Here is a 19,789-nt window from a genome sequence, read left to right on the forward strand (position 1 = left end):
CCTCAGGCCTGGGCGGCGTTGCGGATGGTGTCCTGGCCCGCGTGGTCCTCGGACGCCTCGTCGGCCTCGTCGGCCTCGGGCGGCCGCGGGTGCATGGTCAGCAGCGCGATGAACGAGACGACCGCACAGCCGATGATGTAGATCGAGATCCAGAAGCTGGACTTCGTCGCGCCGAGGATCGCCGCCGCGATGAGCGGCGCCGGGCCGCCCGCGGTGATCGAGGCCAGCTGGTAGCCGAGGCCGGCGCCGGTGTAGCGGATGCCGGTGCCGAAGCTCTCGGAGATCAGCGCCGCCTGCGGCCCGTACATCATGTCGTGGAAGATCAGGCCGAGGATCATGCCCAGCAGCACCAGCGGGGCCACCTTGGTGTCCAGCAGCGCGAAGTACGGGAACGCGTAGAGCCCGGTGAGCACGACGCCCACCCCGTAGACGAGCCGTCGGCCGATCCGGTCGGAGAGCCAGCCGAAGAACGGGACGCTGATGATCCCGATGCAGGCGGCGACGATGAGGTAGAGCAGCAGGTCGCTGCGCTCGAGCTTGAGCTGCTGGGTGCCGTAGACCAGCACGAACGACGTGAACAGGTAGAACGGCCCCTGCTCGGCGGTGCGCACGAACATCGCCTTGAGCACGTCGCGCCACTGGGTGCGCAGGGTGTCGGCCAGCGGCAGCTTGACGGTCTTGCCCGCGGTCTTGATCTGGGCGAACGCCGGCGACTCGAGCACCGAGAGCCGCACCCACAGGCCGATCCCGACGAGCACGATGCTCGCGATGAACGGCACCCGCCAGCCCCACTCGAGGAACTCGGGGCCGGAGAAGAAGTAGACGACCGCGGTGCCGAGCGCGAGCCCGATCGGCACGCCGGCCTGCGGCCACGACGCCATGAGGCCGCGCTGCTTGCGCGTCCCCCACTCCATCGACATGAGCACCGAGCCGCCCCACTCACCGCCGACGCCGATGCCCTGCAGCACGCGCAGCAGGGTCAGCAGGACCGGGGCGAGCACCCCGATCGAGGCGTAGGTGGGCAGGCAGCCGATCAGCACCGTCGCGCCACCCATGAGCAGCAACGTCGCCACCAGGCTGTACTTGCGCCCGATCCGGTCGCCGTAGTGGCCGAAGATCGCGGCGCCGATGGGGCGCGCCGCGAACCCGACGAACTGCGTCGAGAACGCGAGCAGGACGCCGCCGGTCTCCGAGTTGGCGAAGAACAGCGGACCGAACACCAGCGCGGCGGCGGTGTTGTACAGGAAGAAGTCGTACCACTCGATCGTGGTGCCGACGGTGCTCGCGACGACCGCGCGGCGCTTGAGCGCCCGACGGTCGGCTCCGGCCGGGAGTGTGCTCATGCCGGACCATGTTCGCGATCACACTCACGCAGGGCAATACCTCAGGTGCCCCGAGTGACTGGTCCGTTCAGGTCAGATCACCGAGAAGCGGTCCGTCAGTTGCTCTCCGTCATCACGCGAGATGACGCAACTGACCTGCCGTCCTCCGGACGTGCCACCGGCCGACCGCGGGTCGGCGAACGCGGCCCGGCTCGGGACGACGGCCATCATGTGGAGGTCCTCGCGGTCGACACCGCTGGCGTTGGGCACCAGCAGGTCGGAGTCCTGGTAGAGCGCGCAGTAGGCGCGCCCGAAGTCGGCCAGCGCGGCCTCGCCCGGGTAGGACACCGGGCGACCCTCGCCGACCGGGGAGGTCGCCGCGACCACCTCGACGTCGTGCGGGTTGCCGCACTGCGCGTCGGCGTCCGCACCGAACCCGGGGCCGGCCGCGAGCCGGCCGCGCGCGCACTGGCCCTCGAACAGGGTGAACTGCCCGAGGTCGCCGTCCGGCCCGTAGGTCAGGACGTCCGGCTCGGCGACGAACGGGCGCCAGCCGCCGAGCAACGCGCCGACGAGCAGCACCACCAGGACGGCCACCACCGCCCCGGCGACCAGCGCCCCCTGCTGCGACGCGACCCGGCGCGCCGCCTCCCGGACGCTCAGTTCTCCTGCTCCACGCGCAGCGCCTCCTCCTCGGCGGTCCCCGGCTCGCGGTCGATGGCGGCGACCTCGCCGATCGCGTCGTCGGCCGGCAGACCCGTGGGCTCGGCGTCGCCGTTCGCCGAGGACAGCCCGAGCTCGACCTCGCGGCCGGCCTCGGCGAGCTGCTCGTCCGCGGCGACCCCGTCGCCGCCCTGCGCGTCCAGGACCGCGCCGCCCCCGACGCCGTCCACGGCGTTGGCCGGGTCGTCGATCGACTCGTCGAGGTCGTCGATGGGCGTGGCGGCCACCGGCTGCGCGGGCGGCTCCTCCTCGCCGACGTCCGGCTCCTCCTGCGGGAGCCGCTCGTCGATCGTCGCGTCCTCGGTCTCCCACTCCTGCGTGCCGCCGAGGCGGACGTCGCGGCTGTAGCCCTCGGGGGCGTCCATGCCGTCCTCGAGCGGGTCGGCGTCCAGACGGTCCTCGTCCAGGATGACCGCCGGCTCGTCGCCCAGGTCCGTCGTGTCGTTCTCGACGGCGGCCTCGGTCGGGTCCACGAACTGCTCGCTCACGCGTCCTCGCTCCTCGTCACGGCAGCGGCGGACATCCTCCGCCGTCGGGGAGCGGTTCCCGTCACCGGGTCCCCTCAAGCGCGCACCGCGACCGCGTGACGGGCCCGCGCGACGAGCGGCGGTGATCGAAGTACCGATACGGACGCTGAGTGTCAGTGAAGGCACTTCGCTGACACACCTCAGCCGCGGATGCGCGTGGTGCCCTCGCCCCACTCCTTGGCGCGGAGCTCGAACTTCTGGATCTTCCCGGTCGACGTCTTGGGGAGCTCGTCGACGATCTCGACGTCGCGGGGCGCCTTGTAGCGGGCGATGGCGCCCTTGACGTGCTCGATGATCGCGTCGGGTTCCGCGGACTGCCCGGAGCGCAGGATGACGAAGGCCTTGGGGCGCTCGCCCCACGTCTCGTCGGGCACGCCGACCACGGCGGCCTCGAGGACCGCGGGGTGGGAGAGCACAGCCTGCTCGACCTCGACGGTGGAGATGTTCTCGCCGCCGGAGATGACGACGTCCTTGGCGCGGTCGCGCAGCTCGACGTAGCCGTCGGGGTGCATCACGCCGAGGTCGCCGGAGTGGTACCAGCCGCCGGCGAACGCCTTGGCCGTCGCGTCCGGGTCACGGAAGTAGCCGGACATGACGTTGTTGCCCTGCATGACGATCTCGCCCATCGTCGCGCCGTCGCGGGGCACGTCGACCAGCCGGACCGACGCCCAGTCGGTCACGTCCTCGCCGAGGGGTTCGACGACGCGCAACGGCTCGGTCTGCAGCATCCCGACGCCCTGGCGCGCCTGCAGCTTCGCCCGCTCGTGCTCCTCCAGCCCGCGCCAGTCCTCCTGCCACTGGCACACCGAGTACGGCCCGTAGGTCTCGGTGAGCCCGTAGACGTGCACGATCCGGAAGCCCATCTTCTCCATCTCGAGGATGGTCGTCGGGCTCGGCGGGGCGCCGGCGGTGGTGACGACGAGCGCGTAGTCCAGGGTGCGCGCCTCGGCCGCGTTCATGATCGTCGTGACGACGGTCGGGGCGCCGTTGAGGTGGGTGACCCGGTGCTCGCCGATCAGCTCCCAGATGCGGTCACCGCGCACCTCGCGCAGGCACACGTGCGTGCCGCCGATCGCCGTGACGGCCCACGGGGTGCACCAGCCGTTGCAGTGGAACATCGGCAGCGTCCACAGGTAGACGCTCGACGGGTCGTGGTACGAGTGCACGATCTCGCCGAAGGAGTTCAGGTACGCGCCGCGGTGGTGGTACTGCACGCCCTTCGGGCGCCCGGTGGTGCCCGACGTGTAGTTGATGCTGATCGTCGAGCGCTCGTCGTCCACCGCCCACGGCAGGTCCTCGCCCTCGTCGCCGCGCGCCAGCAGGTCGTCCCACGTCGCGCCGGCCACGGACGTCCCGGCGTCCGGGCCCTGCGGGTCGACGAGGGTGACGATCTCGCGCACCGTCTCCAGCGAGTCGGCGATCGGCTCGACCGTGCCGCGCAGCGCCGAGTCGACCACGAGCACGGTCGCCTGCGCGTGGTCGAGGATGTAGCGCACCTCCTCGCTCGACAGGCGGGTGTTGACCGCGACGAGCACCGCGCCCGCCAGCGGCACCCCGAAGTGCGCGACCAGCATCGGCGGCACGTTGGGCAGCAGGCACGCGACGCGGTCCCCGGGCCCGACACCGCTCGCCCGCAGCCCGCGCGCGAGGCGCTGGGCCGCTGCGGCGAACTGCGCGTAGGAGATCCGCTCGCCGCCGTGGACGATCGCCGTCTTGTCCGGGTAGACGTCCGCCGAGCGGCGCAGGAACGACAGCGGCGTCAGTTCGGTGATCCACGTCTGCGAGGAGTCCGCCATGCCCCGATCCTGGCAGCACTCACCCTGGTTCGGCACCGGATGCGCGCGCCCGGCCCGGGTGGTCGCGTGGTCGGGACGGGGACCTCAGTGCCCGCGGGCGGACACCGCGTAGTCCGGGGGCGCGTCGGAGCCCGGCGCGGTCGGGAGCCCGACCGCGGCCCATGCCCGGAAGCCGCCGACGACGTCGGTGGCGCGGTGCAGGCCGATCTCCTGCAGGGCGGCCGCGGCCAGGGAGGACGTGTAGCCCTCGGAACAGAGCACGATCCACCGCCGGTCGTGGTCGGTCGCCTCGGCGATGCGGGCCTCGCAGGTCGGGTCGAGGCGCCACTCCAGGTGGTTGCGCTCGATGACCAGCGCGCCGGGCACCGTGCCCTCGTCGAGGCGCTGCCAGCCCGGCCGGATGTCGACGAGCAGCGCGCCGTCGTCGACGGCCGCGGCGGCCTCGCTCGGGCCGAGCCGCGCCAGGCGCTCCCGGGCCCGGGCGAGCAGCGTGTCGACGGCGCTCATGCGGAGATCATCTCACTCCGGCGACTGTCCGGGCGCGACCAGCTCGGAGCGCACGCGGCGCAGCACCCCGCCCTCGACGCCGTAGTACGACATCGCCGACAGCGGCGGCGAGTACGCGTGGACGCTGACCGCGGTCCCGGCCGCGCGGTTGCTGACGTCGTGCACGTGCCCGAGGCCGAAGGCGACGCTGCGGCCCGGGTCGAGCACCCGGCGGCGCAGGCCGGGGCCGCGGGCGGGCACCTCCTCGGCGGGGCAGGTGCCGTCGTCCTCGCTGCCCGCACTCCAGCGCCACTCGGTCAGCGCGCCGCGCACGACGGTCAGCGCGCCGAGCGACCCGCCGTGGTCGTGCAGCTCGGCGGCCTGGTCGGTGGCCCAGGAGATGAGCCAGACGTCGAGGTGCTCGTCGGCGTGCAGGCGCCGGGACCAGCGGTGCACGGGGTCGACCTCGACGGTGTGGCCGCCGGCGTCGACCTCGGCGGCGACCTCGCGGGTGAGGGCGACGAGGTCGGCGAGGCTCGCGGGCGTCGGGCCGTCCTGCCAGCGGCGGCGGTCGGCGCGGTGGGACCGCGGGCGGGTGAAGGGGGACCGCGGCGCTGACTCGTGGGCGCGGTCGGGGGTGGCGCGGTCGTGGGTGAGGTGGTCGACCAGGGCGGTCACGGGGTTCGTCCTCCGGTGCGGGCGTCCGCGCACGCACGCCGCCGGCCTCGGGGCCGGTTCCTGCGGAGGGGGTGCGGTGCGCGGGCGAGGGGACGTCACGGCCGGGCGGCCGCGACGGTCGTCTCGTCAGGCCCGGCGACACCACTGGTCGAACACGTGCGCACGACGGCTCTCCCAGAGGGGGCCGAGGAAGAAGTGCCGCACGCCGACATCTCACCACGACCGCGCGGGGACGTCACGCCCGGGCCCGGCGACATGTCGATCACCACCTCCGGCGTGATCCGGCGGGCTGTCGGGGAGCCGTCCTAGATTGGAGTGGACGGGCCCCGGCTCACGGCGCCGTCACCCCCACCACCACACCCCGGAGGGCACCACGGAGCGCGATCAGCCCGACCGCACCGGCCGCACCGACCCGTCCCGCACCGACCCGTCCCGCACCGACCCCGCCCGTCGCTGGATGCGCCGCCTGGCGCGCGACTGCTGGCGCCACCGCGCGCTCACCGTCGCGGCGCTCACGGCCTCCGTGCTCGGCGTCAGCCTCGAGGCCGTCGGCCCGCTGCTCATCGGCACGGCGGTGGACCGTGCCGTCGCCGGGTCCACCGCGGGGCTCACCGGCCTCGTCGCCGCCATGGCCGCGATCGCGGTGGTCCGGTTCGGCGCCGCGTTCCTGCGCCGCTACCTCGGCGGGCGGCTCTCGCTCGGGGTCCAGCACGACCTGCGCCGGCGCGTGTTCGGCTCGGTCTCGCGCCTGGACGGGCCGAAGCAGGACGCGCTGCGCACCGGCCAGGTGGTCTCGCGCGCGAACTCCGACCTGCAGCAGGTCCAGGGCCTGCTCGGCATGGTGCCGCTGGTGGCGGGCACGCTCGGGCAGCTCGTGGTGTCGGTGGCGATCATGCTGTGGCTCTCGCCGCTGCTCACGGTCGTCGCGATGATCGTGCTCCCGGTCGGCGTCGTCTTCACCGGGCGGATGCGCCGGCGGCTGTTCCCCGCGACGTGGTCGGCCAGCCAGCGGGCCGCCGAGGTCGCCCAGCACGTCGAGGAGACCGTCACCGGCGTCCGGGTGGTCAAGGGCTTCGGGCAGGAGACCCGGGAGGTCTCCCGGCTGCGCGAGGCGGCGGGGCGGCTCTACGCGGAGCGCCTGCGCGCGGCGTGGCTCAACGCCCGCCTCACCCCGACGCTCTCGGCGCTGCCCACGCTCGGGCAGCTCGGGGTGTTCGCGCTCGGCGGGGCGATGGCGCTGAGCGGGCAGATCTCGCTCGGCACGTTCATCGCGTTCACCTCCTACATCGCCGCCCTCGTCGGCCCGGCGCGCCTCGTCGCCGGTCTCGTCGTCATGGGCCAGCTCGCCCGCGCCGGCGTCGAGCGCGTCTACGAGCTCATCGACTCCCAGCCCGAGATCGTCGACGCGCCCGGGGCCCGCGCCGTCCCCGAGGGCCCGCTGGGCGTCGAGCTCGACAACGTGCGCTTCGGCTACGCGCGCAGCGAGCCGGTGCTCGACGGGCTCTCGCTGACCATCGCGCCCGGCGAGACGGTCGCGCTCGTGGGCACGGCGGGGTCGGGCAAGTCGACCGTGGCGCTGCTCGCCCCGCGGTTCTACGACGTGCAGGGCGGCGCGCTGCGCCTCGGCCCGCCCGGCGAGGCGGTCGACGTGCGCGACGTGCGGCTGGAGTCGCTGCGGCACGCGGTCGGGGTCGTGTTCGAGGAGGCGTTCCTCTTCTCCGACACCGTCCGGGCCAACATCGCCTACGGCTGCCCCGACGCAGGAGAGGAGCAGATCCGCGCCGCCGCCGCCGCCGCGCAGGCCGACGGCTTCATCGCCGAGCTGCCCGACGGCTACGACACCCGCGTCGGCGAGCGCGGGCTGACGCTGTCCGGCGGCCAGCGCCAGCGCGTCGCCCTGGCCCGGGCCCTGCTCTACGACCCCCGGGTGCTCGTCCTCGACGACGCCACCTCCGCGGTCGACGCCACCACCGAGGCCGCGATCGGCGAGACGCTGCGCGCGGTCACGGCCGTGCGCACGACGCTGGTCATCGCCCACCGGCGCTCCACGCTGACGCTCGCGGACCGGATCGCCGTGCTCGACGGCGGCCGCGTCGTCGACGTCGGCACGCGCGCGGAGCTCGAGGACCGCTGCCGGCTGTTCAACGAGCTCCTCGCCGGGCCGAGCGAGCAGATCGACGAGCAGGGCCGGGTGCCCGAGCCGGACGACGAGGCGCGTCACGAGGACGGCATCACGACCGCGCTCTGGCCCGACGCCCCCGATCCGGACCGGCCCGCTCCCCCGCCCGCGCCCGTCACGGTCGCCCCGGGCTCGGCGGCGCTCGGCGGCGGGCTCGACGGCACGGCGCCCGCCGACATGCGCGAGGCGCTCGACCGGCTGCCGCCCGCGACCGAGGAGCCCGACCTCCACGGCGAGGACCCGACCGCCCCCGACCCGCGCTTCCGCCTCGCGGGCCTGCTGCGCCCCGTGCGCTGGGCGCTCGCGCTGGTGGTGCTGTTCGTCGCGCTCGACGCGGCCGCCACCGTCGCGTTCCCCTCGCTCGCGCGCCTGGCCGTCGACGGCGGCATCCAGGGCGGTTCGCTCGACGTCCTGTGGCTCGCCGTCGGGCTCGGCCTCGTCGTCGTGGCCGTCGACTGGCTGGTGGTCGCCGCGCAGACGGTGCTCACCGCGCGGGTCGGCGAGGGCCGGCTCTTCCTGCTGCGCACGCGCAGCTTCGCCCACCTCCAGCGCCTCGGGCTCGACTTCTACGAGCGCGAGCTGGGCGGCCGGATCATGACCCGGATGACCACGGACGTCGACGCGCTGTCGTCGTTCCTGCAGACCGGGCTCGCGCAGGCCGTGGTCGCGGTCCTGACGATCGTCGGCGTCGCCGTGGCGCTGCTGGTCACCGACCTCGAGCTGGCGCTGGTCTCGCTGGCCGTGATGCCCGTGCTCATCGTGGCGACGGTGATCTTCCGGCGGATGTCGTCGATCGCCTACGCGGAGGCCCGCGAGCGCGTCAGCGTCGTCAACGCCGACCTGCAGGAGAACGTCGCGGGGCTGCGGGTCGCGCAGGCCCACACCCACGAGGCGATCTCGGCCGCGACGTTCGCCGACAACAGCGACGCCTACCGCCGCGCCCGGCTCCGCGCCCAGCGCATGATCGCGACGTACTTCCCGTTCGCCGCGATGCTCTCCGACCTCGCGCAGGCCGCGGTGCTCGGCGTCGGCGCCGCGCGGGTCGCCACGGGCGGCCTGTCCCCCGGCGTCCTCGCCGCCTTCCTGCTCTACCTGGCGATGTTCTTCGGCCCGGTGCAGCAGCTCTCGCAGGTGTTCGACGGCTACCAGCAGGCGCGCATCGGGCTCACCCGCATCGGCGAGCTGCTGCGCACGCCGACGTCGGTGCCGGCCCCGGAGCACCCGGTGGTGCTCGGCGACCTGCGCGGCGAGGTCGAGCTGCGCGACGTCGGCTTCTCCTACGCGGGCGCCACCACCCCGGCGCTGTCGGACTTCTCCCTGAAGGTCCCGGCCGGGCGCACGGTCGCGCTGGTCGGCGCGACCGGCGCGGGCAAGTCGACGGTCGTCAAGCTCGTCGCCCGGTTCTACGACGCCACCGAGGGCAGCGTCCTGATCGACGGCGTGGACATCCGCGAGCACGACCTCCCCACGCTGCACCGGCGCCTCGGCGTCGTGCCGCAGGAGGCGCACCTGTTCGTGGGCGACGTCGCCTCGAACATCGCGTACGGCGCCCCCGACGCCACCCCGGCGCGGATCGAGCAGGCGGCGCGCGACGTCGGCGCGCTGGAGATGATCGCGTCCCTGCCGGCGGCGTTCCGCCAGCCGATCGGCGAGCGCGGCGGCGGCCTGTCCGCGGGGCAGCGCCAGCTCGTCGCCCTCGCCCGCGCCGAGCTCGTCGACCCGCGCCTGCTGCTGCTCGACGAGGCCACCGCCGCGCTCGACCCGTCCACGGAGAGCGCGGTCCTCGCGGCCGGGGAGAAGCTCGCCGCGCCCCGCACGACGTTCGTCGTCGCCCACCGCCTGGCCACCGCGGCGCGCGCCGACCACATCGTCGTCATCGACGGCGGGCGGATCCTCGAGGAAGGCAGCCACGGCGAGCTGATGGCGCGCGACGGGGCGTACGCGCGGCTCTGGCGCGCCGGCACGGGCACGGTCGACGACGCCGTGGGCGACGGCGGCCTCGCCGACCCGGATTCGGACTCCGACTCGGACTCCGACTCGGACGACGACCTCGCCCGCGCCGGCTGACTCGGACGTCGACCTCGCCCGCGCCGGCTGACCCGCGCCGGCTGACCCGCGCCGCCGAGCCGCCGACCGCGCCTCAGCACCGCCGACCGCGCGGTCCGGGCCGTCGGCACCGCGCGTTCCCGGCGCCACACCGCCGACCGCGCCAGGGCCCGCCCTCGTCGCCGCGCCGTCCCGGGTTACTGGCTGGTGTCGCTCGCCCGGCGAGCGATACCAGCCAGTAACCACCACGCCCGTCCGGTCCCGTGGCGGCGGCCGAGCGGCGGAGGCGGCGCCGCGGCGACGTCCACGTGACGCACCGCGCACCCCTGAATGCCGTAGGTCACAGCACTCCGGGCGGACCTGGGTCATGGACCGGTGCAGTACGCGACACGGCATCAACCCTGCGCCCTGTCAAGCGCTAATCTGGACACGCTTCCGACGCCACCGCGACGACTGATTGAGGCGATTTCGAGTCGTGTCGAGTAGTAGCCCGACCGCCCAGTTCGGACCCAACGAGTGGCTGGTCGACGAGATGTACCAGCGCTACCTCGCCGATCCCTCCTCCGTCGACACGGCGTGGCACGACTTCTTCGCCGACTACAGCCCGGACACCGCGGCGCCCGACGAGGCCGGTGCGCACGCGAGCGCCGGCAACGCCGTCAACGGCACCGCCGGGCTCTCGGCCGAGGCCGCGACGCCGCGCAGCCAGGGCACGTCCGCCGGCAACGGCGAGGCGCCGGCCGCGCGCGCCACCACCGACGCGCCCGCCGAGAAGGCCCCGGAGAAGCCCGCGCCGACCGGGTCGACGCCGAGCACCTCCACGAGCACGTCGGCCCCCGCCGGCACGCCCTCGTCGGCGGCGTCCGGGCAGCCCGGCGACAGCGCCGGCAAGCCCGCCGCGGGCACCACGAGCCCGGCGAAGTCCGCGCAGCCCGGGTCGGGCGCCGACAGCGCCGAGACCACGAAGCCGTTGCGCGGGGCGCAGAACGCGATCGCCAAGAACATGACGGCGTCGCTGCAGCTGCCGACGGCGACCAGCGTGCGCGCGGTGCCGGCCAAGCTCCTCGCCGACAACCGCATCGTGATCAACAACCACCTGCGGCGCACGCGCGGCGGGAAGGTGTCGTTCACCCACCTGCTCGGCTACGCGATGGTGCGCGCCCTCGCGGACTTCCCGAACATGAACCGGCACTTCGGGGAGGACGAGAAGGGCAAGCCGGCCGTCGTCGACCCCGGTCACGTCAACCTCGGCCTGGCGATGGACCTGCCGGGCAAGGACGGCTCGCGCTCGCTCGTGGTCGTGGCCCTCAAGGGCACCGAGAACATGAGCTTCGCGCAGTTCTGGGCCGCCTACGAGGACATGGTGCGCAAGGCCCGCACGGGCTCGCTGACCAGCGAGGACTTCGCCGGCGTCACGATCTCGCTGACCAACCCCGGCACGATCGGCACCAACCACTCGGTGCCGCGCCTGACCGTGGGCCAGGGCACGATCGTGGGCGTCGGGGCCATGGAGTACCCCGCGGAGTTCCAGGGGGCGAGCGAGGAGAAGCTCGCCGACATGGGCATCAGCAAGATCATCACGCTGACGTCCACCTACGACCACCGGATCATCCAGGGCGCCGAGTCCGGCGACTTCCTGCGCCGCATCCACCACCTGGTGCTCGGCGAGGACGGCTTCTACGACGACATCTTCGCGTCGCTGCGGATCCCCTACGAGCCGATCCGCTGGCGCCAGGACCTGCCGTCGTCGACGATCGACCGCACCGCCCGGATCATCGAGCTGATCGACGCGTACCGCACACGCGGCCACCTCATGGCCGACACCGACCCGCTGTCGCACCCCCAGCGCAAGCACCCCGACCTCGACATCGCGTCGCACGGGCTCACGCTGTGGGACCTCGACCGCGAGTTCCCGGTCGACGGGTTCGCCGGGTCCCAGTGCATGAAGCTGCGCGACGTCCTCGGCGTCCTGCGCGACTCGTACTGCCGCACGGTCGGCGTCGAGTACATGCACATCCTCGACCCGGACAAGCGCGACTGGCTCCAGGAGCGCATCGAGCGCCCGCACGAGAAGGTGCCGGTCGCCGAGCAGAAGTACATCCTGTCCAAGCTCAACGCGGCCGAGGCGTTCGAGGCGTTCCTGCAGACCAAGTACGTCGGGCAGAAGCGCTTCTCGCTCGAGGGCGCCGAGACCGTCATCCCGCTGCTCGACGCGGTGCTCGACACCGCGGCGGCGCACGAGATGGACGAGGTCGTCATCGGCATGCCCCACCGCGGGCGGCTGAACGTCCTCGCGAACATCGTCGGCAAGCCCGTCTCGCAGATCTTCCGCGAGTTCGAGGGCAACCTCGACCCGGGCCAGGCGCACGGCTCCGGCGACGTGAAGTACCACCTCGGCGCCGAGGGCAAGTTCTTCCGGATGTTCGGCGACGGCGAGACGACGGTGTCGCTGACCAGCAACCCGTCGCACCTCGAGGCCGTCAACCCGGTGCTGCAGGGCATCGTGCGCGCCAAGCAGGACATCCTCGACAAGGGCCCGGACGGCTTCACCGTCCTGCCGGTGACGATGCACGGCGACGCCGCGTTCGCGGGCCAGGGCGTGGTCGCCGAGACGCTGAACCTCGCGCTGCTGCGCGGCTACCGCACGGGCGGCACGGTGCACGTCGTCGTCAACAACCAGGTCGGCTTCACCACCGCCCCGGAGCACACACGCTCGTCGCAGTACTGCACCGACGTCGCGAAGATGATCGACGCGCCGGTCTTCCACGTGAACGGCGACGACCCCGAGGCCTGCGTCTGGGTCGCGCGGCTGGCGGTGGAGTTCCGCGAGCGCTGGAACTCCGACGTCGTGATCGACATGATCTGCTACCGCCGCCGGGGCCACAACGAGGGCGACGACCCCTCGATGACCCAGCCCGAGATGTACGACGTCATCGACGCCAAGCGCTCGGTGCGCAAGACCTACACCGAGTCGCTCATCGGGCGCGGCGACATCTCGCTCGAGGAGGCCGAGCACGCGCTGCGCGACTACGGCAGCCAGCTCGAGCACGTCTTCAACGAGGTCCGCGAGCTCGAGAAGGCCGATCCCGAGCCGAGCCCGTCGGTCGAGTACGAGCAGGCCCTGCCGAGCTCGCTGCAGACCGCGGTGCCGCTCGACGTCATCCAGCGCATCGCCCACGCCTACAGCGAGCTCCCCGAGGGCTTCGCGGTGCACCCGCGCGTCAAGCCGGTGCTCGAGCGCCGCGGCAAGGCCGCGGCGATCGAGACCGAGGAGGGCATCGACTGGGCGTACGCCGAGCTGCTGGCCTGGGGGTCGCTGCTCATCGACGGCAAGCTCGTGCGGCTGTCGGGCCAGGACTCCCGGCGCGGCACGTTCGTCCAGCGCCACTCGGTGATCATCGACCGGCACGACGGCACCGAGTACGTCCCGCTGCGCCACCTCACGGCCGACCAGGGCAAGTTCATGCCCTACGACTCGGCGCTCTCGGAGTTCGCCGCGGTGGGCTTCGAGTACGGCTACTCGGTGGCCAACCAGAACGCGCTGGTGATGTGGGAGGCGCAGTTCGGCGACTTCGTCAACGGCGCCCAGTCGATCATCGACGAGTTCATCTCGTCCGGTGAGGCGAAATGGGGTCAGACCTCGGACGTCGTGCTGATGCTGCCGCACGGCCACGAGGGCCAGGGGCCCGACCACACCTCGGGGCGCATCGAGCGCTTCCTGCAGCTGTGCGCCGAGGGGTCGATGACGGTGGCGCTGCCGTCGAGCCCGTCGAACTACTTCCACCTGCTGCGCCGGCACGCCACCGACGGCGTGCGCCGCCCGCTGGTCGTCTTCACCCCGAAGTCGATGCTGCGCAACAAGGCCGCGGTCAGCCCGGTGGAGGAGTTCACGACGGGCGGCTACCGGCCGATCCTCGACGACCCGACGTTCGCCGAGCACGGCAGCGACGGCGTCCGCCGCGTGCTGCTCTGCGCCGGGAAGATCTACTACGAGCTGGTCGCCGCGCGCGACAAGGCCGGGCGCACCCACGACACCGCGATCGTGCGGATGGAGCAGCTCTACCCGCTGGCCACCGACGAGCTCACGGCCGTCCTCGACCGGTACCCGAACGCCGGCGACGTCCGGTGGGTGCAGGAGGAGCCGGCCAACCAGGGCGCCTGGCCGTTCCTGGGTCTGTGGCTGCCGGAGCGGATGAACGGCCGGCTGCCGAACCTCCGGCGCATCTCCCGCCGCCGCATGGCCGCCCCGGCCGCCGGCGTCGCGAAGGTGCACGAGGTGGAGCAGAAGGCGCTCATCGCCGAGGCCCTGTCGGACTAGATGTACTTCACCGACCGCGGGATCGAGGAGCTCGAGGACCGGCGGGGCGAGGAGGAGGTCAGCCTGTCCTGGCTGGCCGACCGCCTCCGCGCCTTCGTCGACGCCCACCCCGAGCACGCGGGCGCCGCCGACCGGTTCGCGACGTTCCTCGCCCGCGACGACGCCGACGACGAGTAGGCCCGCCGGGGATCACGCCAGACCGAACTCGCGCATCTTGCGGTAGAGCGTGGTGCGCCCGATCCCGAGCGCGCGGGCGGCGTGGCTCCGGTTGCCGCCGGCGTCGCGCAGGGCCGCGACGACGGCGTCCCGTTCGGCGCGTTCCAGCAGCCCCGGCGTGCGGCCGCGCGCCCGGATCTCCGCGGGCAGGTCGTCGGGCTCCACCACGCCGCCGCGAGCGCGCCGCGCCAGGGCGACCACGGTGGTGTGCAGCTCGGCGACGTCGCCGGGCCAGGGCCAGGCCGCGAGCACGTCCCAGCTGCCCGGGGCCAGGCGGGTCGAGCGCTCGGGCTCGTCGAGCCCGGCCAGGATCGACCGCACGAGCGCCGGGAGGTGCGCACGGCTCCCCGCGAGCGACGGCAGCCGGACGACGGTCGCGAGCCGGCGGACCACGCCCAGGACCGCGTCGCTCGCCCGGTCGGCGTCCAGGGTGAGCGCGAGCGGCCCGCCGGCCTCGCCGACCGCCGTGAGCAGGCCGAGGTCGTCGTCGGCGACGGCGTGCACGCGCCGCACGACCACGCCGCGCCCGGCGACCGCCGCCGATTGGGCGCTCATCCACCAGTCCGGGTCGCGGGAGGGGTCGACGACGGCGGGGTCCCCGGCGCCGTCGGCACCCAGGACACCCCGCGCCGTGTGCGTCTTCCCGGCCCCCGCCGGACCGGCGACCGCGATCCGCTCGCCGTGGCGCAGCGTCGCGCGCAGCTCACGGTCGACGTCCGGGACGTGGTGCACCGGCGCCGGGGCCGGTGGCCCGGGGAGGGCGGCGGGGAGGGCTGCGGGTCCCGCCGGACGCTCCGGCAGCAGCCGCACGCTGAACGCGAGCCGCCCGCGGTCGCGGATGGGCTCGACGAGCGCGTCGCGCACCCCGTCGGGCAGCGGGACCGTCATCCGGCAAGGGCGTGCCGGAGCCCGCTCGACGAGGAACCGCCACAGCAGCGGGTGCAGGTCCGGGCCCGTGTGGACGAGGCCGCGGCGGTTGGCCAGCAGGGTGTCCTCGTCGACCACGAACGCCCCGTCCGCGGCGCCGTCGACCGTGAGGTAGGAGCGCACGAGGCGACGGCGCCGCTCGCCGGCCTCGTCGACGAGGCGCTGCTCGATCTGGCGCCCGATGTCGGAGGTCATCGCGGTCATGAGGGGATGCACGTCGCGCACCGCGCAGGCCAGCGAGAACCCGCCGAGCATCCGGCCGGTCCAGGGCTCGACGATCGGGGTGCCCGCGCACGTGAGGTCGTCGAGGCGCGGGTTGTAGTGCTCCGGGCCGCGCACGAGGACGGGGCGGCGTTCGACGAGCACCGTCCCGAGGCCGTTGGTGCCGACCGCGTGCTCGGAGAAGTCGGAGCCCTCGACCGCGCTCGCGCGGTCCATGGCCGTGCGCTGGCGGCGCTCCTCGGCGTGCCGGACCACGATCCGCCCGGTCTCGTCCGAGAGCACCATCGCCACCGGCACGTCGGCGAAGCTCTGACGCAGCCGCTCCAGGACCGGCGCGGCGGCGCGGGACAGCGCGTCGGCGGCCTCGTCCGGCTCGCGGTACGGGATGTGCGCCGGGTCGACGGGCACGCCCTCGCCCACGCACCGCCGCCAGCTCGTCTCGATCACCGACGGCACACCGGCCCGGCCCGGGGGCGCGACGAGGACGCCGTGGTCGAGCAGCGCCTCGCGGCTGCGCCGCGTGCGCACCATCGCGGCCGACGACATCGTCGGCCGGCCCTCGTCCCGATGCATCGCCCCGCCCGTCGGTCGGCCCCCCGAGGCACGGACCCGGTCCCACAGTGCCTCACGTCACAGCGCGGCGCCAGATCGTCGCGCCGAGTCGTGGACGGCGGGGCTGTTCCGGATCGGAACACCCGCACGTCCCGCACCCCGGGGAAGAGTTCGGCGTCGGATGCGAGTGCGAGGAGGCACGCCATGACGGAGACGAGCACACCGACCCCGACCGCCGGCTCCGGGTCGGCCGGGTCGGACACCCTGCGGACGCTCTACGCCGACTGGACCGAGATCATCACGTCGACGCCCGACCTGACGACGCGCCTGTTCCGCAGCGTCTTCGACGAGTGGCACCAGGCCACCCGCGAGCCCGAGGACGTGACCTACGCGGAGGAGACGATCGGCGGGGTCCCCGGCATCTGGACCTTCCCGGTGGGCGCGGACCGCACCCAGGTCCTGCTCTACACGCACGGGGGCGGCTTCGCGGTCGGATCCGCGTCGAGCCACCGCAAGCTCGCCGGCCACGTCGCGAAGGCCCTCGGCGTGACGGCGTTCGTGCTCGACTACCGGCGCGCCCCCGAGCACCCGCACCCGGCCCAGGTCGAGGACGGCGTCGCCGTCTTCCGCGCGCTCGTCGACCGCGGCGTCCGCCCCGAGGACATCACGACCATCGGCGACTCCGCGGGGGGCAACCTCGCCATCGCGATCCCGCTCGCGCTGCGCGAGCAGGGCGCCCCGCTGCCCGGGCGGGTGATCGCGTTCTCCCCCTGGCTGGACATGGAGAACACGGGCGAGAGCCTGGTGACGAACGCGGCCACCGACGCGCTGGTCACGGTGCCCCTGCTCGAGAGCATGATCGCGGGCGTCCTCGCCGAGGGCCGGATCCACCCGCGCACGCCGCTGGCCAACCCGCTGCACGCCGACCTCACCGGGCTCCCGCCGCTCTACCTCAACGCAGGCGACGCCGAGACCCTGCGCGACGACGCCGTGCGGTGCGCCGCGCGCGCCGAGGCGGCCGGTGTCGACGTGACGCTCTCGGTGGTCGACGACATGCAGCACGTCTTCCCGTTCATGGCCGGCGTCGCGTCCGAGGCCGACGACGAGATCGCCGCCATCGCCGCCTGGTACCGCCGCTGACCCCCGGAGGGATCCCGCCATGAGCACCACCGTCACCCCGGACCTCGACGCGATCGTCATCGGCGCCGGCTTCGGCGGCATCTACATGCTGCACACGCTGCGCGACCGGCTCGGCCTGCGCACCCGCGTCCTCGAGAAGGGCGGCGGCGTCGGCGGCACCTGGTACTTCAACCGGTACCCGGGCGCCAAGTCCGACACCGAGGGCTTCGTCTACCGCTACTCCTTCGACACCGACCTCCTGCAGGAGTGGGACTGGAGCACGCGCTACCTCGACCAGCCCGACGTCCTCGCCTACCTCGAGCACGTTGTCGAGCGCTTCGACCTCGGCCGCGACATCCAGCTCTCGACGGAGGTGACCGGCGCGGCGTTCGACGAGGAGGACGACCTCTGGCACGTGACGACCGCCGCCGGCGAGCGGCTCACCTGCCGCTACCTCGTGACGGCGCTCGGGCTGCTCGCGAAGAGCAACGTCCCCGACATCCCCGGTCTCGACGAGTTCGCCGGGCGCCTCGTGCACACCAACGCATGGCCCGACGACCTCGACATCCGCGGCCGACGGGTCGGCGTGATCGGCACCGGCTCGACCGGGACCCAGTTCATCGTGGCGGCCGCCCCGATGGCCGAGCACCTGACCGTGTTCCAGCGCTCGGCGCAGTACGTGGTCCCGTCGGGCAACGGTCCGGTCGGTCCCGACGAGGTCGCGCGGACCAAGGAGGACTTCGACGCCATCTGGGAGCAGGTGCGCGGCTCGGTCGTCGCGTTCGGGTTCGAGGAGAGCACCGTCCACGCGATGGACGTCTCGGCGCAGGAGCGCGAGCGGGTGTTCCAGGAGAACTGGGACAAGGGCAACGGCTTCCGGTTCATGTTCGGGACGTTCTGCGACATCGCCAGTGACCCCGACGCCAACGCCGCGGCCGCCGCGTTCATCCGCTCGAAGATCGCCGAGACCGTCGACGACCCGGAGACGGCCCGCAAGCTCACGCCGAACGACCTCTACGCCAAGCGCCCGCTGTGCAACGAGGGCTACTACGAGATCTTCAACCGCGACGACGTCACGCTGGTCTCGATCCAGGAGAACCCGATCGAACGGGTCACGCCGCGCGGCGTGCGCACCGCGGACGGGGTCGAGCACGAGCTCGACGTCCTCGTGCTCGCCACCGGGTTCGACGCCGTCGACGGCAACTACCGGGCGATGGACCTGCGCGGGCGCGGCGGGCGGCACATCGACGAGCACTGGACCGAGGGGCCGACCAGCTTCCTGGGCGTCTCGGTGGCCGACTTCCCGAACATGTTCATGATCCTCGGGCCGAACGGGCCGTTCACCAACCTGCCGCCGAGCATCGAGGCCCAGGTCGAGTGGATCGGCGACCTGGTCCGGCGCACCGAGGAGTCGGGGTCCGCGACGGTCGAGCCCACCCAGGACGCCGAGGACCGCTGGACGCAGACGTGCCGGGAGATCGCCGACATGACGCTGTTCCCGCAGGCGGAGTCGTGGATCTTCGGGGCGAACATCCCGGGCAAGAAGAACGCCGTGATGTTCTACATGGCCGGGCACGCCGCGTACCGGGAGCAGCTCGCCGGGGTCGCGGACGCCGACTACGAGGGGTTCGTGCTGACCCCACGCGACGAGGCGGCCGCGTCCTGACCGCTCCCGTCAGGGGACGTCGACCCGGTCCGACTCCTCGTAGCGCAGCACCGGGAGCAACGAGGGTTCGGGCGCCGCGGGGTCGGCGGTGCAGGCGTCCAGCGCCGCGTGCAGCGCGCCGGCGTCCAGGCCGACGCCGAGGAACACCAGGCGGGCCCCCGTGACGGCGACGGAGCGGGGTGCCGGCCGCACCCGGATCGCCGTCCCGACCGTCTGCACGACGAACGGGGCGGCGCCGGGGAACCGCACGACGCCCTTGCACCGGAACACGCCGGCCGGGCCCGCCTCGAGGAACGCGGCGAACCGCGCCGGGTCCAGCGGGGCGTCCCGGTCGACGGCGACGCTGTCCCACGCGGCGTGAGCGGGATCGTGGCCGGCGTCCTCGCGCAGGAGGGCGTCGAACGACAGCTGGCCCGCCCGGCGCGGGGCACGACGGGCCGGCGGGTCGACGAGCAGCGCCGGGTCGACGGCCCCGCGGACCACCGGGAGCACCGGGCCCGCGGCGACCGCCCGCAGCGCGTCGAGCAGCGGTGCGGGGTCGTCGACGCGGTCGACCTGGTTGACCACCACGAGGTCGGCGAGGCGGACCGCGTCGCCGGTCCGGCCGTCGGCGGCGTCCACCACCGCCACCAGCCCGCCGTACTCCGCGTGTCGCGCGGCGCCCGCGACGGCGTCGAGCAGGAGGCGCACCAGCTCGCGGGGCTCCGCGATCCCGCTGGCCTCCACCACCACGAGGTCGAGGTGCGCCGAGGGCGCCGTGAGCTCGGCGAGCAGGTCGGCGAGGCCGTTGGCGTCCGTGGTGCAGCACAGGCACCCGTTCGCCAGCGAGGTCACCGCGCTGGCCTGGCCGGCCACGAGCATCGCGTCGATCCCGATGGCCCCGAAGTCGTTGACGACGACCCCGATCCGGACCCCGTCGGCGTGGCGCAGCAGGTGGTTGACCAGCGTCGACTTGCCGGCACCGAGGTGACCGGCGACCAGCACCACGGGGACGCGACGGGGCACGCCGACA

General features: G+C 73.7%; 13 protein-coding genes. 5 read left to right on the top strand and 8 right to left on the bottom strand.

Going from position 1 to position 19,789, the window contains the following annotated elements:
* Window positions 1-2: 2 nt before the first annotated feature.
* The 6 genes from ACR9E3_RS10475 to ACR9E3_RS10500 all read right to left on the bottom strand — a co-directional run bounded on the left by ACR9E3_RS10475 (window position 3) and on the right by ACR9E3_RS10500 (window position 5,532).
* Window positions 3-1,343 (bottom strand): MFS transporter, encoded by a 1,341-nt coding sequence (locus ACR9E3_RS10475; RefSeq protein WP_460380177.1) that lies wholly within the window; start codon window positions 1,341-1,343, stop codon window positions 3-5.
* Window positions 1,344-1,415: 72 nt separating this feature from the next.
* A complete protein-coding gene (locus tag ACR9E3_RS10480) occupies window positions 1,416-1,922 on the bottom strand; it encodes a hypothetical protein (protein ID WP_460380178.1) in 507 nt (168 codons plus the stop codon).
* A gap of 59 nt (window positions 1,923-1,981) precedes the next feature.
* On the bottom strand, window positions 1,982-2,533 hold the full coding sequence (locus ACR9E3_RS10485; RefSeq protein WP_460380179.1) for a hypothetical protein: 552 nt from the start codon (window positions 2,531-2,533) through the stop codon (window positions 1,982-1,984).
* A 179-nt stretch (window positions 2,534-2,712) separates the two neighbouring features.
* Window positions 2,713-4,368 carry an acyl--CoA ligase family protein gene (locus ACR9E3_RS10490; RefSeq protein ID WP_460380180.1) on the bottom strand — a complete coding sequence of 552 codons (1,656 nt, stop codon included), beginning with the start codon at window positions 4,366-4,368 and terminating at the stop codon, window positions 2,713-2,715.
* Window positions 4,369-4,452: 84 nt separating this feature from the next.
* Window positions 4,453-4,875 carry a rhodanese-like domain-containing protein gene (locus ACR9E3_RS10495; protein WP_460380181.1) on the bottom strand — a complete coding sequence of 141 codons (423 nt, stop codon included), beginning with the start codon at window positions 4,873-4,875 and terminating at the stop codon, window positions 4,453-4,455.
* A gap of 12 nt (window positions 4,876-4,887) precedes the next feature.
* The gene (locus ACR9E3_RS10500) at window positions 4,888-5,532 is read right to left on the bottom strand and encodes a cysteine dioxygenase (protein ID WP_460380182.1); all 645 of its coding nucleotides are present in this window, start codon (window positions 5,530-5,532) and stop codon (window positions 4,888-4,890) included.
* 457 nt (window positions 5,533-5,989) lie between these two features.
* On the opposite strand from ACR9E3_RS10500, the gene ACR9E3_RS10505 reads away from it, so the two are divergent.
* From ACR9E3_RS10505 to ACR9E3_RS10515, 3 genes are all read left to right on the top strand, one after another.
* Window positions 5,990-9,778, top strand: a complete 3,789-nt coding sequence (locus ACR9E3_RS10505; protein WP_460380402.1) for an ABC transporter ATP-binding protein — start codon at window positions 5,990-5,992, stop codon at window positions 9,776-9,778.
* Window positions 9,779-10,232: 454 nt separating this feature from the next.
* Window positions 10,233-14,075, top strand: coding sequence for a multifunctional oxoglutarate decarboxylase/oxoglutarate dehydrogenase thiamine pyrophosphate-binding subunit/dihydrolipoyllysine-residue succinyltransferase subunit (locus ACR9E3_RS10510; protein ID WP_460380183.1), 3,843 nt, complete (start codon window positions 10,233-10,235; stop codon window positions 14,073-14,075).
* A complete protein-coding gene (locus ACR9E3_RS10515) occupies window positions 14,076-14,252 on the top strand; it encodes a DUF6104 family protein (protein ID WP_460380184.1) in 177 nt (58 codons plus the stop codon).
* Window positions 14,253-14,264: 12 nt separating this feature from the next.
* On the opposite strand, the gene ACR9E3_RS10520 is transcribed toward ACR9E3_RS10515, so the two are convergent.
* On the bottom strand, window positions 14,265-16,013 hold the full coding sequence (locus tag ACR9E3_RS10520; RefSeq protein ID WP_460380185.1) for a sigma-54-dependent Fis family transcriptional regulator: 1,749 nt from the start codon (window positions 16,011-16,013) through the stop codon (window positions 14,265-14,267).
* 183 nt (window positions 16,014-16,196) lie between these two features.
* On the opposite strand from ACR9E3_RS10520, the gene ACR9E3_RS10525 reads away from it, so the two are divergent.
* Window positions 16,197-17,132 carry an alpha/beta hydrolase gene (locus ACR9E3_RS10525; RefSeq protein ID WP_460380186.1) on the top strand — a complete coding sequence of 312 codons (936 nt, stop codon included), beginning with the start codon at window positions 16,197-16,199 and terminating at the stop codon, window positions 17,130-17,132.
* 19 nt (window positions 17,133-17,151) lie between these two features.
* A complete protein-coding gene (locus ACR9E3_RS10530; protein ID WP_460380187.1) occupies window positions 17,152-18,777 on the top strand; it encodes a flavin-containing monooxygenase in 1,626 nt (541 codons plus the stop codon).
* Window positions 18,778-18,786: 9 nt separating this feature from the next.
* On the opposite strand, the gene ACR9E3_RS10535 is transcribed toward ACR9E3_RS10530, so the two are convergent.
* A complete protein-coding gene (locus ACR9E3_RS10535; protein WP_460380188.1) occupies window positions 18,787-19,782 on the bottom strand; it encodes a CobW family GTP-binding protein in 996 nt (331 codons plus the stop codon).
* Window positions 19,783-19,789 lie beyond the last annotated feature (7 nt).

The sequence above is a fragment of the Actinomycetospora sp. C-140 genome, assembly GCF_054796175.1.

Coding starts and splice junctions, on each gene's coding strand:
- ACR9E3_RS10475 (WP_460380177.1), bottom strand. CDS start 1,343: ATGAGCACACTCCCGGCCGGAGCCGACCGTCGGGCGCTCAAGCGCCGC.
- ACR9E3_RS10490 (WP_460380180.1), bottom strand. CDS start 4,368: ATGGCGGACTCCTCGCAGACGTGGATCACCGAACTGACGCCGCTGTCG.
- ACR9E3_RS10495 (WP_460380181.1), bottom strand. CDS start 4,875: ATGAGCGCCGTCGACACGCTGCTCGCCCGGGCCCGGGAGCGCCTGGCG.
- ACR9E3_RS10505 (WP_460380402.1), top strand. CDS start 5,990: ATGCGCCGCCTGGCGCGCGACTGCTGGCGCCACCGCGCGCTCACCGTC.
- ACR9E3_RS10515 (WP_460380184.1), top strand. CDS start 14,076: ATGTACTTCACCGACCGCGGGATCGAGGAGCTCGAGGACCGGCGGGGC.
- ACR9E3_RS10520 (WP_460380185.1), bottom strand. CDS start 16,013: ATGCATCGGGACGAGGGCCGGCCGACGATGTCGTCGGCCGCGATGGTG.
- ACR9E3_RS10525 (WP_460380186.1), top strand. CDS start 16,197: ATGACGGAGACGAGCACACCGACCCCGACCGCCGGCTCCGGGTCGGCC.
- ACR9E3_RS10530 (WP_460380187.1), top strand. CDS start 17,152: ATGAGCACCACCGTCACCCCGGACCTCGACGCGATCGTCATCGGCGCC.